We start from the raw sequence: 19938 nt of genomic DNA, 5'->3' as shown, positions 1-19938 counted from the left end.
GGTGCATTACGGGCGGGAACCCTCTGCCCCTAGGCTCACTCGCTGTACGTGGAGTGGCGCGACCGCCTCCCCGGCGGTCCCCCTGCTCAGGCCTCCTTCGAGGCCCGCTCCTGCTCGGACTCGCCGCGGTCGACGCCTCAACCCCCGATCCGCAGTGTCGATAGGAGTCCTCCGTGCTGGACCAAGGCCAGGCGCCCCCGCTCACCGCGCGGCCCGTCAATCCGCTGCTCCGCCGCAAGCCCGTGGAGCGGCTCGTCAGCGAGGCGGGCCAGGGCGAGGGCGGCATGCTCCGCCGCTCGCTCACCATGTGGCAGCTGACCATGATCAGCATCGGCGCGACCCTGGGCACCGGCATCTTCGTCGTCCTCGGCACCGCGGCCCCCAAGGCCGGACCCGCCGTGACGATCTCCTTCGTCATCGCCGGCCTGACCGCCCTGTTCTCCGCCCTGTCCTACGCCGAGCTGGCCGGATCCGTCCCCGTCTCCGGCTCCTCGTACTCCTACTCGTACGCCACCATGGGCGAGCTCGTCGCCTGGATCTGCGGCTGGTGCCTGGTCCTGGAGTACGGGGTCTCCGTCGCGGCGGTCGCCGTCGGCTGGGGCGAGTACCTGAACGAACTCCTCGACGGCACCATCGGGATCACCATCCCCGAGAGCCTCTCCGCCCCGCTGGGCGAGGGCGGCTACATCAACCTGCCGGCGCTGGTCGTGGTCCTGCTCGCCATGGTCTTCCTGATGGGCGGCGCCAAGGAGAGCGCCCGGATCAACTCGATCATGGTCGCGGTGAAGATCGTCACCCTGCTGCTCTTCATCGGCATCGGCTTCATGGGCGTCAAGTCCGGCAACTACTCCGACTTCGCCCCGCTCGGCCAGGCCGGCATCAGCGCCGCCGCCGCCACCCTCTTCTTCTCCTACATCGGCTTCGACGCCGCCTCCACCGCCGGCGAGGAAGCCAAGAACCCCAAGCGCGACCTGCCCCGCGCGATCATGCTCTCGCTGCTGATCGTCACGGTGCTCTACGTCCTCGTCGCCTTCGTCGCCGTCGGCGCCATGCCCTGGAAGGACTTCGAGGGCACCGAGGCCGCCCTGGCCCAGATCATGACCGACGTCACCGGACACACCTTCTGGGGCGTGGTCCTCGCCGCCGGCGCCGTCATCGCCATCGCCTCCGTCGTCTTCGCCGTCCTCTACGGCCAGACCCGCATCCTCTTCGCGATGTCCCGCGACGGCCTCGTCCCCAAGGCCTTCTCCAAGGTCAACCCGCGCACCGGCGCCCCCCGCACCAACGTGGTCATCGTCTCCCTCTTCTGCGGGGTCCTCGCCGCCACCATCCCGCTCGGCAAGCTGGCCGACGCCACCAGCATCGGCACCCTCTTCGCCTTCGCCCTGGTCAACGTCGCCGTGGTCATCCTGCGCCGCACCCGACCCGACATGCCCCGCACCTTCAAGGTGGCACTGTTCCCGATCACCCCCATCCTCGGCTTCGCGGCCTGCGGCTACATGATGTTCAGCCTGGACACCGCCACCTGGATCGTCTTCGGTGGCTGGATGGTCGTGGGCCTCGTGTTCTACTTCCTCTACGGCATCCGCCGCTCCCGACTGGCCACCGCAGAGAAGTGATCCGCCCGCAGTGCGACTGAACGATCTCGACGAACGCATCGTGCACGCCCTCGCCGAGGACGCCCGCCGCTCCTACGCGGACATCGGCTCCGAGGTCGGACTCTCCGCCCCCGCCGTCAAGCGCCGGGTGGACCGCCTCCGGGCCGAGGGCGCGATCACCGGCTTCACCGTCCGCGTGGACCCGGCCGCCATGGGCTGGGAGACCGAGGGCTTCATCGAGATCTACTGCCGCCACAACACCTCGCCGGACGACATCCGGCGGGGCCTGGAGCGGTACCCCGAGGTGGTGTCCGCGTCGACCGTCACCGGCGACGCGGACGCCCTCGTCCAGATCTTCGCCTCCGACATGCGCCACTTCGAGCGGGTCCTGGAACGCATCGCCGGCGAGCCCTTCGTGGAACGCACCAAGTCCGTCCTGGTCCTCTCCCCGCTGCTCCGCCGCTTCACCTCCGGCGCCCCGGCCTGACCACCGGCCCATCGCGCAACGAATCGCCGCGAGGGCCCCGTAAGGCGCAACGGATCGACGCCGCGCGCGCAACAAACGCGCCTTGTCCCCGCAGCCGGGCAAAACGTACCGTTTATAGGACCGCACCCCGCCCCACCTGCCACAGAGGTACGCCCATGCCCCCGCTGCGCACCGCCCTCCTCCAGAGCTCCGGACGACTCGGCGACGTCGCCGAGAACCTGAAGGTGCTCGACGAGGCCGCCGCGCGCGCCGCACAGGCGGGGGCCGGGCTGCTGGTGGCACCGGAGATGTTCCTCACCGGCTACGCCCTCGACCCGGCCGAGCTCCCGGGCCTCGCCGAGACCCGCGACGGCATGTCCGCCCGCACCATCGGCGAGATCGCCCGCCGCAACGGACTGGCCGTGCTCTACGGCTACCCCGAGCGCGACCCCGACACCGGCCGGATCCACAACTCCGCCCAGCTGATCGGCCCCGACGGCGGCTCCCTCGCCAACTACCGCAAGACGCACCTCTTCGGCGGGTTCGAGCGCGAGGTCTTCACCCCCGGGGACACCCCCGTGGTCCAGGCCGAGCTGAACGGCCTCCGGATCGGCGTCATGGTCTGCTACGACGTCGAGTTCCCCGAGAACGTCCGCGCCCACGCGCTGGCCGGCACCGACCTGCTGCTGGTGCCCACCGCGCAGATGCACCCCTTCCAGTTCGTCGCCGAACAGCTCGTGCCCGTCCGGGCCTTCGAGAACCAGATGTACATCGCGTACGTCAACCGCACCGGCCCCGAGGGAGAGTTCGAGTTCGTCGGACTGTCCTGCCTGGCGAGCCCGGACGGCACCACCCGCACCCGGGCCGGCCGCGGCGAGGAGCTGGTGTTCGGCGAGGCCGACCCCGAGCTGCTCCGCGCCTCCCGCGAGACCAACCCCTATCTGCGCGACCGCCGCCCCGGCCTCTACGCCTCGCTGATCTGACCCCGGCGGCCGGGACCGCCCGGCCGGACCGCCGATCCGGACCCCCCACCGCACCGCCTGCCGCACCACCGCGCCCCGCCCGCAAGGAGCCGTACCCCATGACGTCCACGCTGCCCACCACCGCCGTCCCGCACAGCGACGGTCAGCCGCCGATCACCATGTTCGGCCCGGACTTCCCGTACGCCTACGACGACTTCCTCGCCCACCCGGCGGGCCTGGGCCAGATACCCGCGACCGAGCACGGCACCGAGGTCGCCGTCATCGGCGGCGGACTCTCCGGCATCGTCTCCGCCTACGAGCTGATGAAGATGGGCCTCAAGCCCGTCGTCTACGAGGCCGACCAGATCGGCGGCCGGCTGCGCACCGTCGGCTTCGAGGGCGCCGAGACCGAGGGCCTCACCGCCGAGATGGGCGCCATGCGCTTCCCGCCCTCCTCGACCGCCCTCCAGCACTACATCGACCTGGTCGGCCTGGTCACCGAGCCGTTCCCGAACCCGCTCGCCGAGGCCACCCCCTCCACGGTGGTGGACCTCAAGGGCGAGACCCACTACGCCGAGACCATCGCGGACCTCCCGCAGATCTACCGCGACGTGGCCGAGGCCTGGAACGCCTGCCTGGACGAGGGCGCCGACTTCTCCGACATGAACACCGCGATGCGCGAGCGGGACGTCCCGCGGATCCGGGAGATCTGGGCCAAGCTGGTCGAGAAGCTCGACGACGAGACCTTCTACGGCTTCCTCTGCAAGTCCGAGGCCTTCAAGTCCTTCCGCAAGCGGGAGATCTTCGGCCAGGTCGGCTTCGGCACCGGCGGCTGGGACACCGACTTCCCGAACTCCATCCTGGAGATCCTCCGGGTCGTCTACACCGAGGCCGACGACCACCACCGCGGTATCGTCGGCGGCTCCCAGCAGCTGCCGCTGCGACTGTGGGAGCGCGAGCCCGGAAAGATCGTCCACTGGGCCCCGGGCACCTCGCTGTCCAGCCTGCACGAGGGCACCCCCCGGCCGGCCGTGACCCGGCTGCACCGCACCGCCGGCAACCGGATCACCGTCACCGACTCCTCCGGCGACATCCGCACCTACCGGGCCGCGATCTTCACCGCCCAGTCCTGGATGCTGCTGTCCAAGATCGAGTGCGATGACACGCTCTTCCCGATCGACCACTGGACGGCGATCGAGCGCACCCACTACATGGAGTCCTCGAAGCTGTTCGTCCCCGTCGACCGGCCGTTCTGGCTGGACAAGGCCGTCGACGACGCCGGGAACCCGACCGGGCGGGACGTCATGTCGATGACGCTCACCGACCGGATGACCCGCGGCACCTATCTGCTGGACAACGGCCCGGACAAGCCCGCCGTCATCTGCCTCTCCTACACCTGGTGCGACGACAGCCTCAAGTGGCTGCCGCTGTCCGCGAACGAGCGGATGGAGGTCATGCTGAAGTCCCTCGGCGAGATCTACCCCAAGGTGGACGTCCGCCGCCACATCATCGGCAACCCGGTGACCGTGTCCTGGGAGGACGAGCCCTACTTCATGGGCGCGTTCAAGGCCAACCTGCCCGGCCACTACCGCTACCAGCGGCGCCTGTTCACCCACTTCATGCAGGACCGGCTGCCCGAGGACAAGCGCGGCATCTTCCTGGCCGGCGACGACATCTCCTGGACGGCCGGCTGGGCCGAGGGCGCCGTGCAGACCGCGCTCAACGCGGTCTGGGGCGTGATGCACCACCTCGGCGGCGGCACCGACGCCACCAACCCGGGCCCCGGCGACGTCTACGAGGACATCGCCCCGGTGGAGCTCCCCGAGGACTGATCCCCGGACCCGCCGGTCACCTGGCCCCGGCGGTCACTTCGCCCCCGGTCACCACACTCCGGCCGTCACCGCGCCACCCCCGTCGCGGTGACGGCCGGTTCCCCTGTCCGGCGGGGCCGGGGCACCCCGCCCAGCGGGGTCAGCAGACAGCGGCCGACCAGGCCGACCCCCGAGTCCAGGGTGCGGGTGAACTCCTCCGCCAGCTCGGGGCTGCGCCGCAGGGTCCACAGCAGCCGGGCCGCGGCCCAGGCGCCGTCCCGGGCCCGCTGGAGGCTCCAGGAGCCCAGCAGATGGGTGACCGGATCGGCGACCTCCAGCAGGTCCGGGCCCGGCATCAGGTCCTCCCGGATGCGTTCCTCCAGTGCCACCAGGGTGTCGCCGACCCGGTCGAAATCGGCTTCCAGGGCGGCCGGCGGGCAGTCCAGGGACCGGCAGCAGGAGACCACGGCCAGGGCCAGGTCGTGCCCGATGTGGGCGTTGATCCCGGCCAGTGCGAACTGCAGCGGCCGCACCCCGGGATGCCGGCGCTGCTGGAACAGCGGCCGCCAGCACGCGGGGGTGCGGTCACCCCCGGCGGCGGCCTCCACCGCCCCGAGGTAGTGCTCGGCGAAGCGTACGGTCAGCCCCTCGGCCCGGTGCGGCTCCGGGAACCCGCCGCCGTCGATCCGGTGGTGCAGGGCCTCGGTGACCGTCAGGTACACCCGGTTGAAGACCGCGACACCGTCGTGCGCGGGCAGCCGCCGCTCCAGGGCGCGCATCCGCGCCAGTACCGCATCCATGCGAGGCAGGGTCCCAGCCCGCGGGGCCCGGCGGGGGGACTTGGCCGCGGGCTTCGCCGGTTCGGGCGAATCCCGGCCCGAACCGGCCGTGCGGCGGGGTCAGCCGCGCGGCTCCGGCGCGTCCCCGTCGTCGTACGAGGAGGTGCCCGAGTCCAGCAGGGGCCGCTCCGGCTGCTCCTTCATGTGGGCCGGGGCGAAGTAGCGCAGCGCGTGGTAGCCGGTGATCACCACGATGGTGCCGAGTGCGATCCCGCCCAGTTCGAAACTGTCGGTGATCTTGAGCTGGACCCCGCCGACCCCGATGATGATGCCCGCCGCGGCCGGCACCAGGTTCAGCGGATTGCGCAGGTCCACCCGGCCGTTGATCCAGATCTGGGCGCCGAGCAGGCCGATCATGCCGTAGAGGATGACGGTGATCCCGCCGAGGACCCCGCCCGGGATCGCCGCGACCACCGCGCCGAACTTCGGGCAGAGGCCGAACAGCAGGGCGAAGCCGGCGGCGGCCCAGTAGGCGGCCGTGGAGTACACCCGGGTCGCGGCCATCACGCCGATGTTCTCCGAGTAGGTGGTGTTCGGCGGGCCGCCCACCGCCGTGGACAGCATCGAGGCGGCGCCGTCCGCCGCGATGGCGGTGCCCAGCTTGTCGTCCAGGGAGTCCCCGGTCATCTCGCCGACCGCCTTCACATGCCCGGCGTTCTCCGCGATCAGCGCGATCACCACCGGCAGCGCCACCAGGATCGCCGACCACTCGAAGGACGGCGCGTGGAAGGAGGGCAGGCCGATCCAGTCGGCCCTGCCGACCCCGGAGAGGTCCAGCCGCCAGTGGTCCACGGCCTCCGGGCCGCCCATGGTCGAGTGGATCTTGCCGAAGACCCGGTCGAAGAGGAAGGAGACCGCGTAGCCGAAGAGCAGTCCCAGGAAGATGGCGATCCGCGACCAGAACCCGCGCAGACAGACCACGGCCAGCCCGGTGAAGGCCATCACCAGCAGGGCCGTCCACTGGTCCTGCGGCCAGTAGGTGGAGGCGGTGACCGGTGCCAGGTTGAAGCCGATCAGCATCACCACCGCGCCGGTGACCACCGGCGGCATGGCCGCGTGGATGATCCGCGCACCGAACCGCTGGACCGCCAGACCGGCCAGGAACAGCGCCCCGCCGACCACGAACACCGCGCCGGTGACGGTGGCGCTGTCCCCGCCGCCCGCCCGGATCGCGGCGGCCACCCCGACGAAGGAGAGGGAGCAGCCGAGGTAGGAGGGGATCCGGCCGCGGGTGGCCAGCAGGAAGATCACCGTGGCGATACCGGACATCATGATGGCCAGGTTGGGGTCCAGGCCCATCAGGACCGGAGCGACGAAACTCGCCCCGAACATCGCCACCACGTGCTGGGCGCCGAGCCCCGCGGTACGCGGCCAGGACAGCCGCTCGTCCGGCCGCACCACCGCTCCGGGGGCGGGGGTCCGCCCGTCACCGTGCAGGGTCCAGCGCACGCCGAGGCCCATGTGTCACTCCGTTCCACCAGCCGGGTACCGCGCCCGGTCCACAGGTCCACCGGTCCACGGGTGCCCCGGTCCACGATCATGCCGGGCCGCGCGGGCCCAGAACATGCTACGGCCGGAATCCGGCTGTTTCGTCCCGATTGGCCGGGACCGGCTCGCCATTGGTCCCCTTCTGTCGCAGCACCGGGGCCGCCACCACCAGGGCGAACGCCAGCAGGGTGACCAGACCGAACGAGACCACCAGCGAGGTCGCGTCGGCCACCGCCCCGATCGCCGAGGGGGCGACCAGGCCCGAGGTGTAGGTGATCGTCGCGACCCCGGCGATGGCCTGGGCGGGCGCCGGGCCGCTGCGGCCGGCGGCCGCGAAGGCCAGCGGCACCACCACCGCGATGCCCAGCCCGATCAGGCCGAACCCGGCCAGTGCCCCGGCCGGCTCCCGCACCAGCACCACCAGCAGACCGCCGGCCGTGGCCAGCACCCCGCCGGCCCGTACGGTGCGCACCGGACCGAAGCGGTCCACCACCCGGTCGCCCGCCAGCCGGGCCGCGGCCATGGTCAGCGCGAAGGCGGTGGTGGAGGCGGCGGCCAGCCCGGCCCCGGTGTCCAGGACGTCCCGCAGGTAGACCGCCGACCAGTCCAGGCTGGCCCCCTCCGCGAACACCGCGGCGAAGCCGATCGCCCCGATCAGCAGGGCCGACCTGGGCGGCAGCGCGAAGTGCGGCGGGGCCTCCTCGTCCTGGCCGCTGCGCAGGTCGAGCACCCCGCCGACGGCGAACAGGCCGATCGCCGTGAGCACCAGCGCGACGACCAGGTGGTGGGCCCGGGCGTCCACCTCGGCGTGCGCGGCCACGGTGCCGGCCGCCGACCCCAGCAGGGCGCCCACGCTCCACATCCCGTGCAGGGAGGACATGATCGAGCGGCCGAGCCGGTTCTCGGTCTCCACCCCGAGGGCGTTCATCGCCACGTCCGACATCCCGGCGGTGGCCCCGTACAGCAGCAGCACCAGGCACAGCACGACCAGGTCGGGGGCGAGGCTGGGCAGGATCAGCGCAAGGGTCCACAGGGCGAGCAGTCCGCGCAGCGCGGTCCGGGCCCCGAACCGGTGGTTGATCCGGCCGGCCAGCGGCATGGCGAGGGCCGCGCCGACGGCGGGGAAGGCCAGGGCGAGCCCCAGCGTGCCGGAGCCCAGGCCCGCGTTCTCCTGGATCCAGGGGATCCGGGTGGCGAAGCTGCCGGTGACGGCGCCGTGGACGCAGAAGACCACGGCGATGGCGATGCGGGCGCGGCGCAGTCGCGCCGGAGTGGGGGCCGATTCCCCGGGATGCGTCATGGCCGGTAAACTATCAGGAACCCTTCCTGATAGAGAAGGGCTACGATAGCCGAATGACCCCCGCCCCCGCGCCGGCGACCGCGCCGACGACCGCGCCGGCCCCCGCGTCGGCACCCGCATCGGCACCGGCCTCGCCGAGCACGGCACGCGCCATCAACGATCGGCTGGCCCTCGGACTCCTCCAGCGGGAAGGCCCCCTGACGGCGGCACAGCTCAAGGGGCTGACCGGACTCTCCCGCCCCTCCGTGGCCGACCTGGTCGAACGGCTGGCCGCCGCCGGACTGATCGAGGTCGTCGGGGAGTCCGGCGAACAGCGCCGCGGCCCCAACGCCAAGCTGTACGGGATCGTCGCCCGGCGCGCCCACCTCGCCGCCCTGGACGTCCGTACCGACAGCGCCACCGCCGTGGTCACCGACCTGCTGGGCCGGACCCTGGCCGAGGCGGCGCTCCCGGTGGACGCGCCCGGGCGGGCCCTGGAGGTGCTGCGGCGCACCACCCGGGAGGCGGGCGCCGAGGCCCTGCACACCGTGATGGTCGGGGCCCCCGGACTGGTGGCCCCCGGCACCGCGGAACTGCGGGACACCACCGGACTGCCCGCCTGGCACCGGGACCTGGTCGCCCTCCTGCAACGGGAGCTGCCCGCCCGCGTCCTGGTGGAGAACGAGACCAATCTGGCGGCGCTCGCCGAACAGCGCCTCGGCGCCGCCCGCGACCTGGACTCCTTCGTCCTGCTCTGGCTGGGGCTCGGGGTCGGCGCGGCCGTGGTCCTGGACGGCCGGCTCCGCCGGGGCGCCTCCGGCGGAGCGGGGGAGATCGGCTTCCTGCCGGTGCCCGGCACCGGCGCGCTGCCCTCGGCCACCGACTGCGGGGGAGGCTTCCACGCGCTGGCGGGCGCGGCCGCCGTCACCGACCTCGCCGCCGGACACGGCTACCGGGCCCCGGCTGCGCAGGCCCTGGCCGCCGCCGCGGCCGAGGACGAACGGGCGCCGGGCGGGCGGGCCGGGGAGTTCCTCGACGCGCTGGCCGGCCGGCTGGCGGTCGGGGCGGCCGCGGTGGCCGCCGTGCTCGACCCCGGCTGCGTGATCCTCGGCGGGGAGCTCGGCCTGGCCGGCGGGGCCGCGCTGGCCCGCCGGGTGGCGGAGCTGACCGCCGGGCTCAGCCCGGTGCCCACCGAGGTCCGCGCGACAGGGCTCGGCGGGGGCGCGGTCCTCGCCGGGGCCCGGCTGGCCGCCATGGACGCGGCCCAGGAGGTGCTGTTCGGGCCCTCCTGACCGGTACGAGAGGCTCGGCCCCTGCTCCGGGCGGTGGCCCGGCGGGCCCTGGCCGGGTCCTGGCGGATCCGGCCGCCGGGCGGCCCGCTCCCCGGACCGGGCCCGTACGAGCACCCCGGCCCGGCCCCCGGGGCGGCCGCCCGCCGGTCAGGCGCCCTTGGCCGCCCGGGCGGTGAGGTAGTCGCCGAAGGTCTGCCGGCCCACCGCGCGGGCCGGGGCCAGGTGTCCGCCCCGGCGGAACGCGCCGAAGGTCTTCCCCGGCAGCCGGACCCCCAGCACCGGCCGGCGCCGCCCGGTGCTGCGCAGATAGGCGCGGGCGGCCTCGGCCATGTCGAGCACCTCGGGCCCGCCCATGTCCGGCACCCGGCCGGCCGGCGGGCCCACCGCCAGCTCGGCCAGCCGGTCGGCGACCTCCTCGACCGAGACCGGCTGGTCCGCCACCCCGGCGGGCACCGGCAGCACCGGCAGCCTGTCCAGGGCCGTGAAGTAGCCGAGGACGAACTCGTGGAACTGGGTGGTGCGCAGCACGGTCCAGCCCAGCCCCGACTCCTCGATCATCCGCTCCACCCGGTGCTTGACCCGGTAGTAGGGGAGCGGGACGGCGTCCACCCCCACGATCGAGATGTACACCAGGTGTCCGACCCCGGCCCGGCGGGCCGCCGCCACCAGACGGGCGGCCGCCTCGTCGTCCCCGCCCCGGGGGCTGCTCGCGCAGTGCACCACCACCTCGGCGCCGGCCAGGGCCTCGTCCAGTCCGGCGCCGGTGCGGAGGTCCACCGGGTGCTCGGGGGAGTGCCGGCTCAGTACCCGGACCCGGTGGCCGGCGGCCCGCAGCCGGTCCACCACCGGCTTGCCGAGGGTTCCGGTGCCGCCGGTGACGAGGATGCTGCTCATGGGGTGCCTGCCTTCCGTGGGCGCGGTGCGCGCGGGTGCGCGCCTGCCGTCGTCCAGGGGACAGCGCGGCCCGCCGGTTCGTGACATCCATCGGGCGGAATTCCCTGACGCCCGCGTTCCCCGGAATCCGGGGAACGGCGAAGGGCCCGGCAGCTCAGGCTGCCGGGCCCCTCTCCGTCAGGTCACCCGATCACCGCGATCAGCAGGCTCCCTGGTCCTTCCAGACACCCCATTCACCGGTGGTGCCGGGCTCTTCGTTCTGCGTCCACCACGAGGCCTTCCAGTTGCGGCCCTTGTGCGAGACGACGGTTCCGCCGTTGTACACCGTGCCCGCGACGTACGCCGGGTTGGTGCAGGTGCCGCCCGGCGGGGTCGTCGGGGGCGTGGTCGGCGGGGTCGTCGGCGGGGTGGTGGGGGGAGTGGTCGGCGGGGTGGTCGGGGGCTGGGTGCCGCCGCCCGGCTGGACCACCGTGGTGCCGCGGGCCAGGTCACCGGCCAGGGCGTAGGTGGTGCCGGAGATGTTCACCGTCCAGTTGGTGGGGGTGGACACCGGCAGGTAGTAGTTGAACGCCAGGTCGATGGTGGCGCCGGGGGCCAGCGACTGCCAGGCCGGGAGCTTCAGCGAGACCCGGTGGAAGTTGCCCTTCAGGCCGCCGATGTTGTTCCCGGTGTGGTCGCTGCTGATCACCTTGGTGTTGAAGCCCGACTGGTCCGAGGCGTTGCCGGGGGCCGAGGTCGAGTAGTCGAACTGGAACTCGGTGCCGCCGGGCAGCGCCGTGTTCGTGTTGTTGGTGATCTTGACCTTGGGGGTCAGCGGGTAGTTGGAGTCGCCCAGCTTGAACTCGGTGAACTCCGTCTTGATGTCCACGGCCTGGGTGGGCAGCGCGGTGGCGCCCGCCTTGGTGGCCCCGTAGGGGCTGGCGGCCTTGAACTTCTGGTACATCACGTCGGTGAGGGTGTCGCCCATCTCGTACTGGCCCTTGGCCGCGTTGTACGAGTAGTCGCCGGCGAGCTCCCAGACCATGGTGCCGCCGATGCCGCGGTTGACCACGTAGTCGGCCTTGGCGGCCACCGACTGCTCGTCCTCGGTGGAGAGGAAGACCTTCTTCTGCGCGTTCCACAGCCACGGCGCGACCAGGGCCGAGTCGTACTTGCGGGCGTAGGTGCCGGTGAGCGTGGTGTTGGCCGGGAAGCCGTACTGGGTGACGTAGTCGCCGACCACGCCCTTCTCCAGGTTCTTGGCGTGCCACATCGGGTTGGAGCCCGCCGGGGACTCGACCCCGTTGTCGTCCTTGTCGTGCCACAGGTTGTCGATGCCGACCGCGCCGTCACCGCACTTGGTCAGTCCCGCGCCGGCCGGGCAGGTGGTGGTGGACGCCTTGCCCCACAGGCCGTCGGTGCCGCCCTGGACGTTCTTGAAGCCGCGGGTGTAGTAGGGCAGGCCGATGTTGATGCGGCCGGCCGGCATGGAGCCGCGGAAGTAGTGGTACGCCCAGTCGGTGTTGAGGTAGCCGATGCCGCCGTACTGCTGGCTGCCGTAGACCCCGGCCGCGGCGAGCTCCGCGTCCTTGCCGTCGTCGAACAGCGAGGCGTTCGGGCCGACGTACTCGTTCCAGGCGCCGTGCAGGTCGTAGGACATGATGTTGACGTAGTCCAGGTACTTCTGCATCTGGTACGTCTCCATACCGCGCAGCAGGTACCCGGAGGAGGGGGCGGCCACGGTCAGCAGGTAGTGCTTGCCGTCGGCGGCGCCCGCGGTGTCGAGCTTCTCGCGCAGGGTCTTCATCAGGGCGTCGTAGCCCTTGACCAGGCCGCCGCGGCGGGCGTTGGAGATCTGGAAGTCCAGCGGGTTGCCCGCGTCCTTCATGCTGGTCGCGTACTCGTAGTCGATGTCGACGCCGTTGAACCCGTACTTCTTGACGAAGGCGACGGCGGAGTCGGCGAAGGTGTTGATGCCGGCCTGGTTGACCGAGCCGTCCGCGTTGGTGGCCATCGTGTAGAAGCCGCCGGAGTTGACGCGGGTGCCGTTGTCGGCGAAGTAGCCGCCGGTCTCGGCCCAGCCGCCGACCGACACCAGGGTCTTCACGTTCGGGTACTGCTTCTTGTACTTGCTCAGCAGGTTGAAGTGGCCCTGGTAGGGGAACTGCGGGTCCATCTCGGCGCCCGGCACGCCCGGCCAGGTCATCCCGGTGGAGGCGTTGTTGGGGCCGTCCGCGCCCACGGAGAGCTTGTTGTTGCCGTCGACGTGGGCGAAGGCGTAGTTCAGGTGGGTGACCTTGCCCCACGGGATGTTGTTCACCAGGTAGGCGGGCTGGCCGTTCTTGCCGGTGCGCCAGTTGGTGAAGTAGCCGATGACGCGGCGCTGGTGGTCGGCGCCCATCTTCTCGCGGCCCTCGGTGTCGTAGACCGAGCAGTAGGGGACGTCCACATTGGGGGTCTTGTAGAGCCCGTCCGGTCGACAGGACTCGTTGTCGGCGGCGTGCGAGACGCCGGCCGAGAGACCGCCGATCAGCAGTCCGGCGATTGCGGCGCCGGAGGCCAGCAGCATCGCTCTGGCGCGTGTGGGGGACAGCATCGTGCCTCCTGGGGAGGGGAGGTGGTGCAGGACACAAGGTGCTCATGGCTTAAGCGAATCGGCCCGGGACGTGCGCACATCTGACGGGCTGTCTCCCTGGGAATGTGAAGGAGACATTAAGAGGACTAGACCAGCCCGTCAATAGGTCTGGACCAAAGTGCCAAGAGTCGGAAAAGAGCCGAGGTGGAGGGCGCCCGGAGCGGTCCGCGGTGGCCGATATCCGAACATCGAATGGCCGGTACTCGACGTAGCGGCACCCGGGTGAGAGTCCTCGTGGCGTCCGCGCGAGAAGGAGTCCAGAATCGGTAGGGTGTGATCCAGGCCACATCGACTCACTCGCATGGCCGAGGATCACCCGTGGCACACTGGGCCGTGTACCAGTAGAAGCAGCGCACTCCGGGGTCGGTGTAATTCCGAACCGGCGGTTATAGTCCGCGACCCGTCCGCAGCCAGCGGCCGGTTGACCAGGTGAAATTCCTGGACCGACGGTGAAAGTCCGGATGGGAGGCAGTGCGCGGCGGGCCAGTCACCGGTACGCCGCCGTCGGCGGTTCGACCCTGTTCCACACAAGGGCGAACCCTCTTTCCGACCCCGGCGTCCCCCGTGACCGCGTCCGCTTCATCTGTCGTTTCCCGACAGGCCCCGGAGTCCGTGCCCGATGGAGGCAGGAGGACCCGGTGGCGACATCCGACGCCCGGACGCCCGCGGAGCGGGACGGCACCGCCATGCGGCGCGCCATCACCCTCGCGGCACGCGGACTCGGCACCACCAGCCCCAACCCCGTCGTCGGCTGCGTCCTCACCGACGCCGCCGGCACGGTCGTCGGCGAGGGCTGGCACGAGCGGGCCGGCGGCCCGCACGCCGAGATCGGCGCCCTGCGGGCGGCCGGAGCCGCCGCCCGCGGCGCCATTGCCTACGTCACCCTCGAACCCTGCAACCACACCGGCCGCACCGGCCCCTGCGCCCAGGCCCTGATCGACGCCGGCGTCAGCCGGGTGGTCTACGCCGTCGCCGACCCGAACCCGCAGGCCAGCGGGGGAGCGGCCACCCTGCGCGCGGCCGGCGTGGAGACCACCGGCGGGCTGCTGGAGGCCGAGGCCGCGGCCGGCAACACCGCCTGGCTCACCGCCGTCCGGCTGGGCCGCCCGTACGTCCTGTGGAAGTACGCCGCCACCCTCGACGGGCGGATCGCCGCCGCCGACGGCAGCAGCCGCTGGATCAGCTCCGCCGAGTCCCGCGCCGACGTCCACCGGCTGCGCGCGGAGGCCGACGCCGTCCTGGTCGGCTCCGGCACCCTGCGCGCCGACGACCCGCACCTCGCCGTCCGCGGCCCGGACGGCCGCACCGCCGCCACCGGGCAGCCGCTCCGGGTGGTCCTGGACACCCGGGCCACGATCCGCCCCACCGCCCGCGTCCTCGACGGGGCCGCCCCCACCCTGGTCGCCGTCGCCGAGGACCTCGACGAGGCCGCCGTCCGCCACCTCGCGGGCGTGGACCTGGTCCGCCTCCCCCGGGACGGCCGCGGGCTCTCCGTCACGGCCCTGCTCGACGAGCTCCACGCCCGCGGCATCCGCTCCGTCCTCCTCGAAGGCGGCCCCACCCTGGCCGGCGCCTTCGTCGCCGCCGGGGCCGTCGACCGGGTGGTCGGCTATCTGGCCCCCGCCCTGCTCGGCGCCGGACCGGCCGCCCTCGCCGACGCCGGCATCGCCACCATCACCGACGCGCTCCGCCTCGACATCACCGAGGCCGTCCGCGTCGGCCCCGATCTCCGCATCACCGCCGTACCCGGCACCAGCACCGCCACCAACACGACCGCCACCACCGTCAAGGAGCACTGAAGTGTTCACCGGAATCGTCGAAGAACTGGGCGAGGTCACCGCCGTCGAGCGGCTGACGGACGCCTCCCGCTTCCGCCTGCGCGGCCCCCTCGTCACCGAGGGCGCCAAGCACGGGGACTCCATCGCGGTCAACGGGGTCTGCCTGACCGTGGTCGACACCGAGGACGGGGAGTTCACCGCCGACGTGATGCGCGAGACCCTCGACCGCTCCAGCCTCGGCCGCCTCGCCCCCGGCTCCCGGGTCAACCTGGAACGCCCGATGGCCCTCGGCGGCCGGCTCGGCGGCCACCTGGTCCAGGGCCATGTGGACGGCACCGGCGAGATCCTCTCCCGCACCCCGTCCGAGCACTGGGAGATCGTCAAGGTGGCGCTGCCCGCCGAGCTCTCCCGCTACGTGGTCGAGAAGGGCTCCATCACCGTCGACGGGGTCAGCCTCACCGTGGTCGAGGCCGCCGCCGACTGGTTCACCATCAGCCTGATCCCCACCACCCTGGCGCTGACCACCCTCGGCATCAAGACCGCCGGCGACCCCGTCAACCTGGAGGTCGACGTCCTCGCCAAGTACGTGGAGCGCCTCCTCGGCGACAGGGCGGGCACCCCGGAGACCGGCCGATGAGCGCCCTCGACTGGCTGAACTCGGAGGCCTTCACCGCCTTCGACCAGCACATCAAGTGGTCCGACATGATCGGCAACACCATCGGACTGGCGGCCCTCGCCCTCGGCTGGCGGCGCTCCATATGGACCTGGCCCGCCCAGTTCCTCTCCGGCGCCATCCTCTTCGCCGCCTTCGCGGCCGGCCACCTCGCCGGCAGCGCCGGCAAGCAGGTCGTGGTCATGCTCGTCGCCGCCTGGGGCTTCTGGCAGTGGAACCGCGGCCGGCAGCAGGCCCAGGACGGCCGGCTCGCCGTCCGCTTCGCCTCCTGGACCGAGCGCGGGCTGATGGCCGGAGCGGCCGCCGCCGGCACCGTCGCCGTCGCCCTCCTCTTCACCGCCTTCCCCTCGCTGTCCTGGGACCCCTGGCCGGACGCCTACATCTTCGTCGGCACCGTCGTCGCCATGTACGCCCAGTCCCGGGGCCTGGTCGAGTTCTGGTTCGCCTGGCTGCTGGTCGACCTGGTCGGCGTCCCCCTGAACTTCGCCAACGGCTACGCCTTCTCCGGCTTCGTCTACGTCATCTACGGCGCGCTCGTCCTGTGGGGCCTGCGCGACTGGTGGCTGCGCTCCCGCACCTCATCCGTCCCGGCACTCGAAGGAGCAACGGCATGACCACCGACGACGCGTTCTTCGCCCTCGACCCCGTCGAACAGGCCATCCGGGACATCGCCGCGGGGCGCCCCGTCGTGGTCGTGGACGACGAGGACCGCGAGAACGAGGGAGACCTCGTCATCGCCGCCGAGAAGGCCACCCCCGAGATCATCGCGTTCATGATGAGCGAGTGCCGCGGACTGATCTGCGCCCCGATGGAGAGCGAGGAGCTGGAGCGGCTGGAGCTCCCGCAGATGGTCGACCACAACACCGAGTCGATGAAGACCGCCTTCACCGTCTCCGTGGACGCCACCGCCGCCCACGGGGTCAGCACCGGCATCTCCGCCGCCGACCGGGCCACCACCCTCCGGCTGCTCGCCGACGGCCGCTCCGAGGCCTCCGACTTCGTCCGACCAGGCCATGTCTTCCCGCTGCGCGCCAAGGCCGGCGGGGTCCTCACCCGTAACGGCCACACCGAGGCCGCCGTGGACCTGGCCCGGCTGGCCGGACTGCGCCCGGCCGGCGCCATCGTGGAGATCGCCGGCGAGGACGGGGTGATGCTGCGGCTGCCCGAGCTCATCCCGTTCGCCCGCAAGCACGGCCTGACGATCATCTCCATCGAGGACCTGATCGCCTACCGCCGGTCCGCCGAGCCGACCGTGCGCCGCGAGGCAGAGGTCCGGCTGCCGACCGCCTTCGGCGAGTTCACCGCCTACGGCTACCGCTCCACGGTGGACGGCGTCGAGCACATCGCCCTGGTCCACGGGGACCTCGGCGACGGCGAGGACGTCCTCGTCCGGATGCACTCCGAATGCCTCACCGGCGACATCTTCCACTCCCTGCGCTGCGACTGCGGCCCCCAGCTGCACGCCTCCATGGAACGCATCCGGGAAGCCGGCCGCGGAGTGGTGGTCTACCTGCGCGGCCACGAGGGCCGCGGCATCGGACTGCTGTCCAAGCTCCGGGCGTACGAACTCCAGGAGCGCGGCCGCGACACCCTGGACGCCAACCTGGAGCTCGGGCTGCCCGCCGACGCCCGCGACTACGGAGCCGGCGCCCAGATCCTCGCCGACCTCGGCACCCGCAGCGTCCGGCTGCTCACCAACAACCCCGAGAAGGCGGCCGCCCTGGTCCGGCACGGCATCGTCGTCGCCGGCCGGGAGCCGATGCCCGTCGAGGCGGGCGAGCACAACCTGCGGTACCTGCGCACCAAGCGGGACCGGATGGGCCATGACCTGCCCTGGCTGGAGGCGGCGCTGTCCACCTCCACCTGCGGCAACCAGTAACACCCAGAACCAGCAACGAGACGAACGAAACGCACGAGGAGAGCTGTGAGCGGCAAGGGCGCACCCGAACTGAGCGTGAAGAACTGCGGCGACCTCCGGGTCGCGGTCATCGCGGCCCAGTGGCACGAAAAGGTGATGGACGGACTCGTGGACGGTGCCCTGCGCGCCCTCCACGAGCTCGGCATCGACGAGCCCACCCTGCTGCGGGTCCCCGGCAGCTTCGAGCTGCCGGTGGTGGCGAAGGTACTCGCCGGTCGCGGCTACGATGCCATCGTCGCCCTCGGAGTGGTCATCCGCGGCGGCACCCCGCATTTCGAATACGTGTGCCAGGGCGTCACCCAGGGCCTGGTGCAGGTGTCCGTCGAGACCGGAGTCCCCGTCGGCTTCGGCGTACTGACCTGCGACAACGACGAGCAGGCGCTGGACCGCGCCGGACTCGAAGGGTCGAACGAGGACAAGGGGCACGAAGCGGTCACCGCCGCCGTCTCCACCGCCATGACCCTGCGGACGGTGAGCGAACCCTGGCGCTGACGGCGCGGGGCAACCCCGTATTCTGAGGACATCATGGCGAACACACCCTCCAAGAGCTTCGAAGAGCTCTTCACCGAGCTCCAGGCCAAGGCCGACGGCGACCCCGCGACCTCCCGCACCGCGGAACTGGTCGGCAAGGGTGTCCATGCCATCGGCAAGAAGGTCGTCGAGGAGGCCGCCGAAGTCTGGATGGCCGCCGAGTACGAGGGCAAGGAAGCCGCCGCCGAGGAGATCTCGCAGCTGCTGTACCACGTCCAGGTGATGATGGTCGCGCGCGGGATCTCCCTCGACGAGGTCTACAAGCACCTCTGAGCCGACCGACCGACCGACCGCCCCGTCTTCAGCACGTCCGCGAACAGAGACCGAAGGAACCGCCCCATGCTGCGCATCGCCGTCCCCAACAAGGGTTCACTCTCCGGGCCTGCGTCGGCGATGCTCCATGAGGCCGGCTACCGGCAGCGCAAGGAGTCCAAGGAACTCGTCACGGTCGACCCCGACAACGAGGTCGAGTTCTTCTACCTGCGCCCCAAGGACATCGCGATCTACGTGGCCTCCGGCAAGCTGGACATCGGCATCACCGGCCGCGACCTGCTGCTGGACTCCGGCGCGGACGCCGAGGAGATCCTGCCGCTGAACTTCGGCCGCTCCACCTTCCGGTACGCCACCAAGCCCGGCACCGCCAAGGGCCCCGAGGACTTCGGCGGCATGACGATCGCCACCTCCTACGAGGGCATCGTCGCCAAGCACCTCGCCGACCAGGGCATCTCCGCCGCCATCGTGCACCTCGACGGCGCCGTGGAGACCGCGATCGAACTGGGCGTCGCCCAGATCATCGCCGACGTGGTCGAGACCGGCACCAGCCTGCGCAACGCCGGTCTGGAGGTGATCGGGGACCCCATCCTGAAGTCCGAGGCCACCGTGATCCGCCGCACCGGGGCCGGCACCGAGGAACCCAAGATCCAGCAGTTCCTGCGCCGCCTCCAGGGCGTCCTGGTCGCCCGCAGCTACGTGATGATGGACTACGACTGCCGCGCCGAGCACCTGGAGCGGGCCGTCGCCCTCACCCCCGGCCTGGAGTCCCCGACCATCTCCCCGCTGCACAACGAGGGCTGGGTCGCGGTCCGCGCCATGGTCCCCGCCAAGGAGGCCCAGCGGATCATGGACGATCTGTACGAGCTCGGCGCCCGCGCCATCCTCACCACCTCGATCCACGCCTGCCGCCTCTGATGGCCGCCGACCAGCCGGCCGCGCCGGCCACCCCCCTCCCCGCCCAGACCCCGGCCCTGCCCGTCACCTTCCGGCCGATCCGCACCCGGATCGTGCTGCTCGGCGTCGGCGCCGCCATGTTCGCCACCATCACGGCCGTCGCCCTGATACTCGAACGCCTCACCACCGGCGAACGCATCAGCTTCATCTTCGTCGCGGCCCTGCTCAGCTCCGTCCTGGTGCTGCTCTCCCGCCCCAAGGTGGTCGCCGACGAAGCCGGGGTCACCGTCGTCAACCTCACCACCACCCGGCGGCTGGCCTGGGCGGAGATCCTCCGCGTCAACCTCCGCCCCGGCGACCCCTGGGTGTTCCTCGACCTCAGCGACGGCACCAGCCTGCCCGCCCTCGGCATCCAGCCCGGAGTGGCCCGCAGCCAGGCCGTCGCCGACGCCCGGGCCCTGCGCGCCCTGGCCGAGACCCGCGGCACCGGACCCGGCGAAGGCTGAGCCCCCGTTGCGGCCGCCATCGCACTGACTACTCTGGTGCGGGGCGCGGCACGCGCCCTCCCACCGGACCCGGCAGCCGCCGGGTCCGTCGGCCGGCCCCGGTGACCCCGGGCCGCCGGGCC

General features: G+C 72.1%; 18 protein-coding genes and 1 riboswitch. Of the genes, 13 read left to right on the top strand and 5 right to left on the bottom strand.

Features of this window, described 5'->3' with window-relative positions; translation table 11 throughout:
- Positions 1-173: 173 nt before the first annotated feature.
- The 4 genes from ACZ50K_RS32635 (at position 174) to ACZ50K_RS32620 (ending at position 4858) form a co-directional block, all read left to right on the top strand.
- Positions 174-1619 carry an amino acid permease gene (locus ACZ50K_RS32635; RefSeq protein ID WP_468909879.1) on the top strand — a complete coding sequence of 482 codons (1446 nt, stop codon included), beginning with the start codon at positions 174-176 and terminating at the stop codon, positions 1617-1619.
- Between the two features lie 10 nt (positions 1620-1629).
- The gene (locus ACZ50K_RS32630) at positions 1630-2085 is read left to right on the top strand and encodes an Lrp/AsnC family transcriptional regulator (RefSeq protein ID WP_030027017.1); all 456 of its coding nucleotides are present in this window, start codon (positions 1630-1632) and stop codon (positions 2083-2085) included.
- 155 nt (positions 2086-2240) lie between these two features.
- Entirely contained in the window at positions 2241-3047 is an 807-nt protein-coding gene (locus ACZ50K_RS32625; RefSeq protein ID WP_468909877.1) for a carbon-nitrogen hydrolase family protein, read from the top strand.
- A gap of 98 nt (positions 3048-3145) precedes the next feature.
- On the top strand, positions 3146-4858 hold the full coding sequence (locus ACZ50K_RS32620) for a flavin monoamine oxidase family protein (protein WP_468909875.1): 1713 nt from the start codon (positions 3146-3148) through the stop codon (positions 4856-4858).
- Between the two features lie 65 nt (positions 4859-4923).
- Here ACZ50K_RS32620 and ACZ50K_RS32615 read toward each other — a convergent pair whose 3' ends face one another.
- From ACZ50K_RS32615 to ACZ50K_RS32605, 3 genes are all read right to left on the bottom strand, one after another.
- Complete coding sequence (locus tag ACZ50K_RS32615) at positions 4924-5637, bottom strand: DUF5995 family protein (RefSeq protein ID WP_468909872.1); 714 nt, start codon at positions 5635-5637, stop codon at positions 4924-4926.
- Between the two features lie 99 nt (positions 5638-5736).
- On the bottom strand, positions 5737-7137 hold the full coding sequence (locus ACZ50K_RS32610) for a uracil-xanthine permease family protein (RefSeq protein ID WP_468909869.1): 1401 nt from the start codon (positions 7135-7137) through the stop codon (positions 5737-5739).
- A gap of 106 nt (positions 7138-7243) precedes the next feature.
- Positions 7244-8464 (bottom strand): MFS transporter, encoded by a 1221-nt coding sequence (locus tag ACZ50K_RS32605; RefSeq protein ID WP_468909867.1) that lies wholly within the window; start codon positions 8462-8464, stop codon positions 7244-7246.
- Between the two features lie 53 nt (positions 8465-8517).
- Between ACZ50K_RS32605 and ACZ50K_RS32600 the strand changes: the two genes are divergently transcribed.
- The gene (locus ACZ50K_RS32600) at positions 8518-9735 is read left to right on the top strand and encodes an ROK family transcriptional regulator (RefSeq protein ID WP_468909864.1); all 1218 of its coding nucleotides are present in this window, start codon (positions 8518-8520) and stop codon (positions 9733-9735) included.
- Positions 9736-9882: 147 nt separating this feature from the next.
- On the opposite strand, the gene ACZ50K_RS32595 is transcribed toward ACZ50K_RS32600, so the two are convergent.
- A complete protein-coding gene (locus tag ACZ50K_RS32595) occupies positions 9883-10629 on the bottom strand; it encodes an SDR family oxidoreductase (protein WP_468909861.1) in 747 nt (248 codons plus the stop codon).
- Positions 10630-10828: 199 nt separating this feature from the next.
- Entirely contained in the window at positions 10829-13204 is a 2376-nt protein-coding gene (locus ACZ50K_RS32590; RefSeq protein ID WP_468909858.1) for a chitinase C-terminal domain-containing protein, read from the bottom strand.
- 387 nt (positions 13205-13591) lie between these two features.
- A riboswitch (FMN riboswitch) is annotated at positions 13592-13722 on the top strand.
- A gap of 207 nt (positions 13723-13929) precedes the next feature.
- Between ACZ50K_RS32590 and ribD the strand changes: the two genes are divergently transcribed.
- From ribD to ACZ50K_RS32550, 8 genes are all read left to right on the top strand, one after another.
- Positions 13930-15042, top strand: coding sequence for a bifunctional diaminohydroxyphosphoribosylaminopyrimidine deaminase/5-amino-6-(5-phosphoribosylamino)uracil reductase RibD (gene ribD, locus ACZ50K_RS32585; RefSeq protein ID WP_468909929.1), 1113 nt, complete (start codon positions 13930-13932; stop codon positions 15040-15042).
- A 1-nt stretch (position 15043) separates the two neighbouring features.
- Positions 15044-15658: a riboflavin synthase gene (locus ACZ50K_RS32580; protein WP_468909856.1), complete on the top strand. Its 615-nt coding sequence runs from the start codon at positions 15044-15046 to the stop codon at positions 15656-15658.
- Positions 15655-16308, top strand: a complete 654-nt coding sequence (locus ACZ50K_RS32575; RefSeq protein ID WP_468909854.1) for a nicotinamide mononucleotide transporter family protein — start codon at positions 15655-15657, stop codon at positions 16306-16308. The genes ACZ50K_RS32580 and ACZ50K_RS32575 overlap by 4 nt, the downstream gene beginning before the upstream one ends.
- Complete coding sequence (locus tag ACZ50K_RS32570) at positions 16305-17573, top strand: bifunctional 3,4-dihydroxy-2-butanone-4-phosphate synthase/GTP cyclohydrolase II (RefSeq protein ID WP_468909852.1); 1269 nt, start codon at positions 16305-16307, stop codon at positions 17571-17573. Before ACZ50K_RS32575 ends, ACZ50K_RS32570 begins: the two co-directional genes overlap by 4 nt.
- 45 nt (positions 17574-17618) lie before the next feature.
- Positions 17619-18104, top strand: a complete 486-nt coding sequence (gene ribH / locus ACZ50K_RS32565) for a 6,7-dimethyl-8-ribityllumazine synthase (RefSeq protein ID WP_468909850.1) — start codon at positions 17619-17621, stop codon at positions 18102-18104.
- 33 nt (positions 18105-18137) lie between these two features.
- On the top strand, positions 18138-18416 hold the full coding sequence (locus tag ACZ50K_RS32560; protein ID WP_468909847.1) for a phosphoribosyl-ATP diphosphatase: 279 nt from the start codon (positions 18138-18140) through the stop codon (positions 18414-18416).
- Between the two features lie 66 nt (positions 18417-18482).
- Positions 18483-19331, top strand: a complete 849-nt coding sequence (gene hisG, locus ACZ50K_RS32555; RefSeq protein ID WP_468909844.1) for an ATP phosphoribosyltransferase — start codon at positions 18483-18485, stop codon at positions 19329-19331.
- Positions 19331-19816, top strand: a complete 486-nt coding sequence (locus tag ACZ50K_RS32550) for a PH domain-containing protein (RefSeq protein WP_468909842.1) — start codon at positions 19331-19333, stop codon at positions 19814-19816. Before hisG ends, ACZ50K_RS32550 begins: the two co-directional genes overlap by 1 nt.
- Positions 19817-19938: the final 122 nt, after the last annotated feature.

The organism is Streptomyces sp. NPDC033845 (assembly GCF_055576225.1).
Note: the sequence above shows the minus strand (reverse complement) of the source record. Positions and strands in the feature narration are given on the sequence as shown.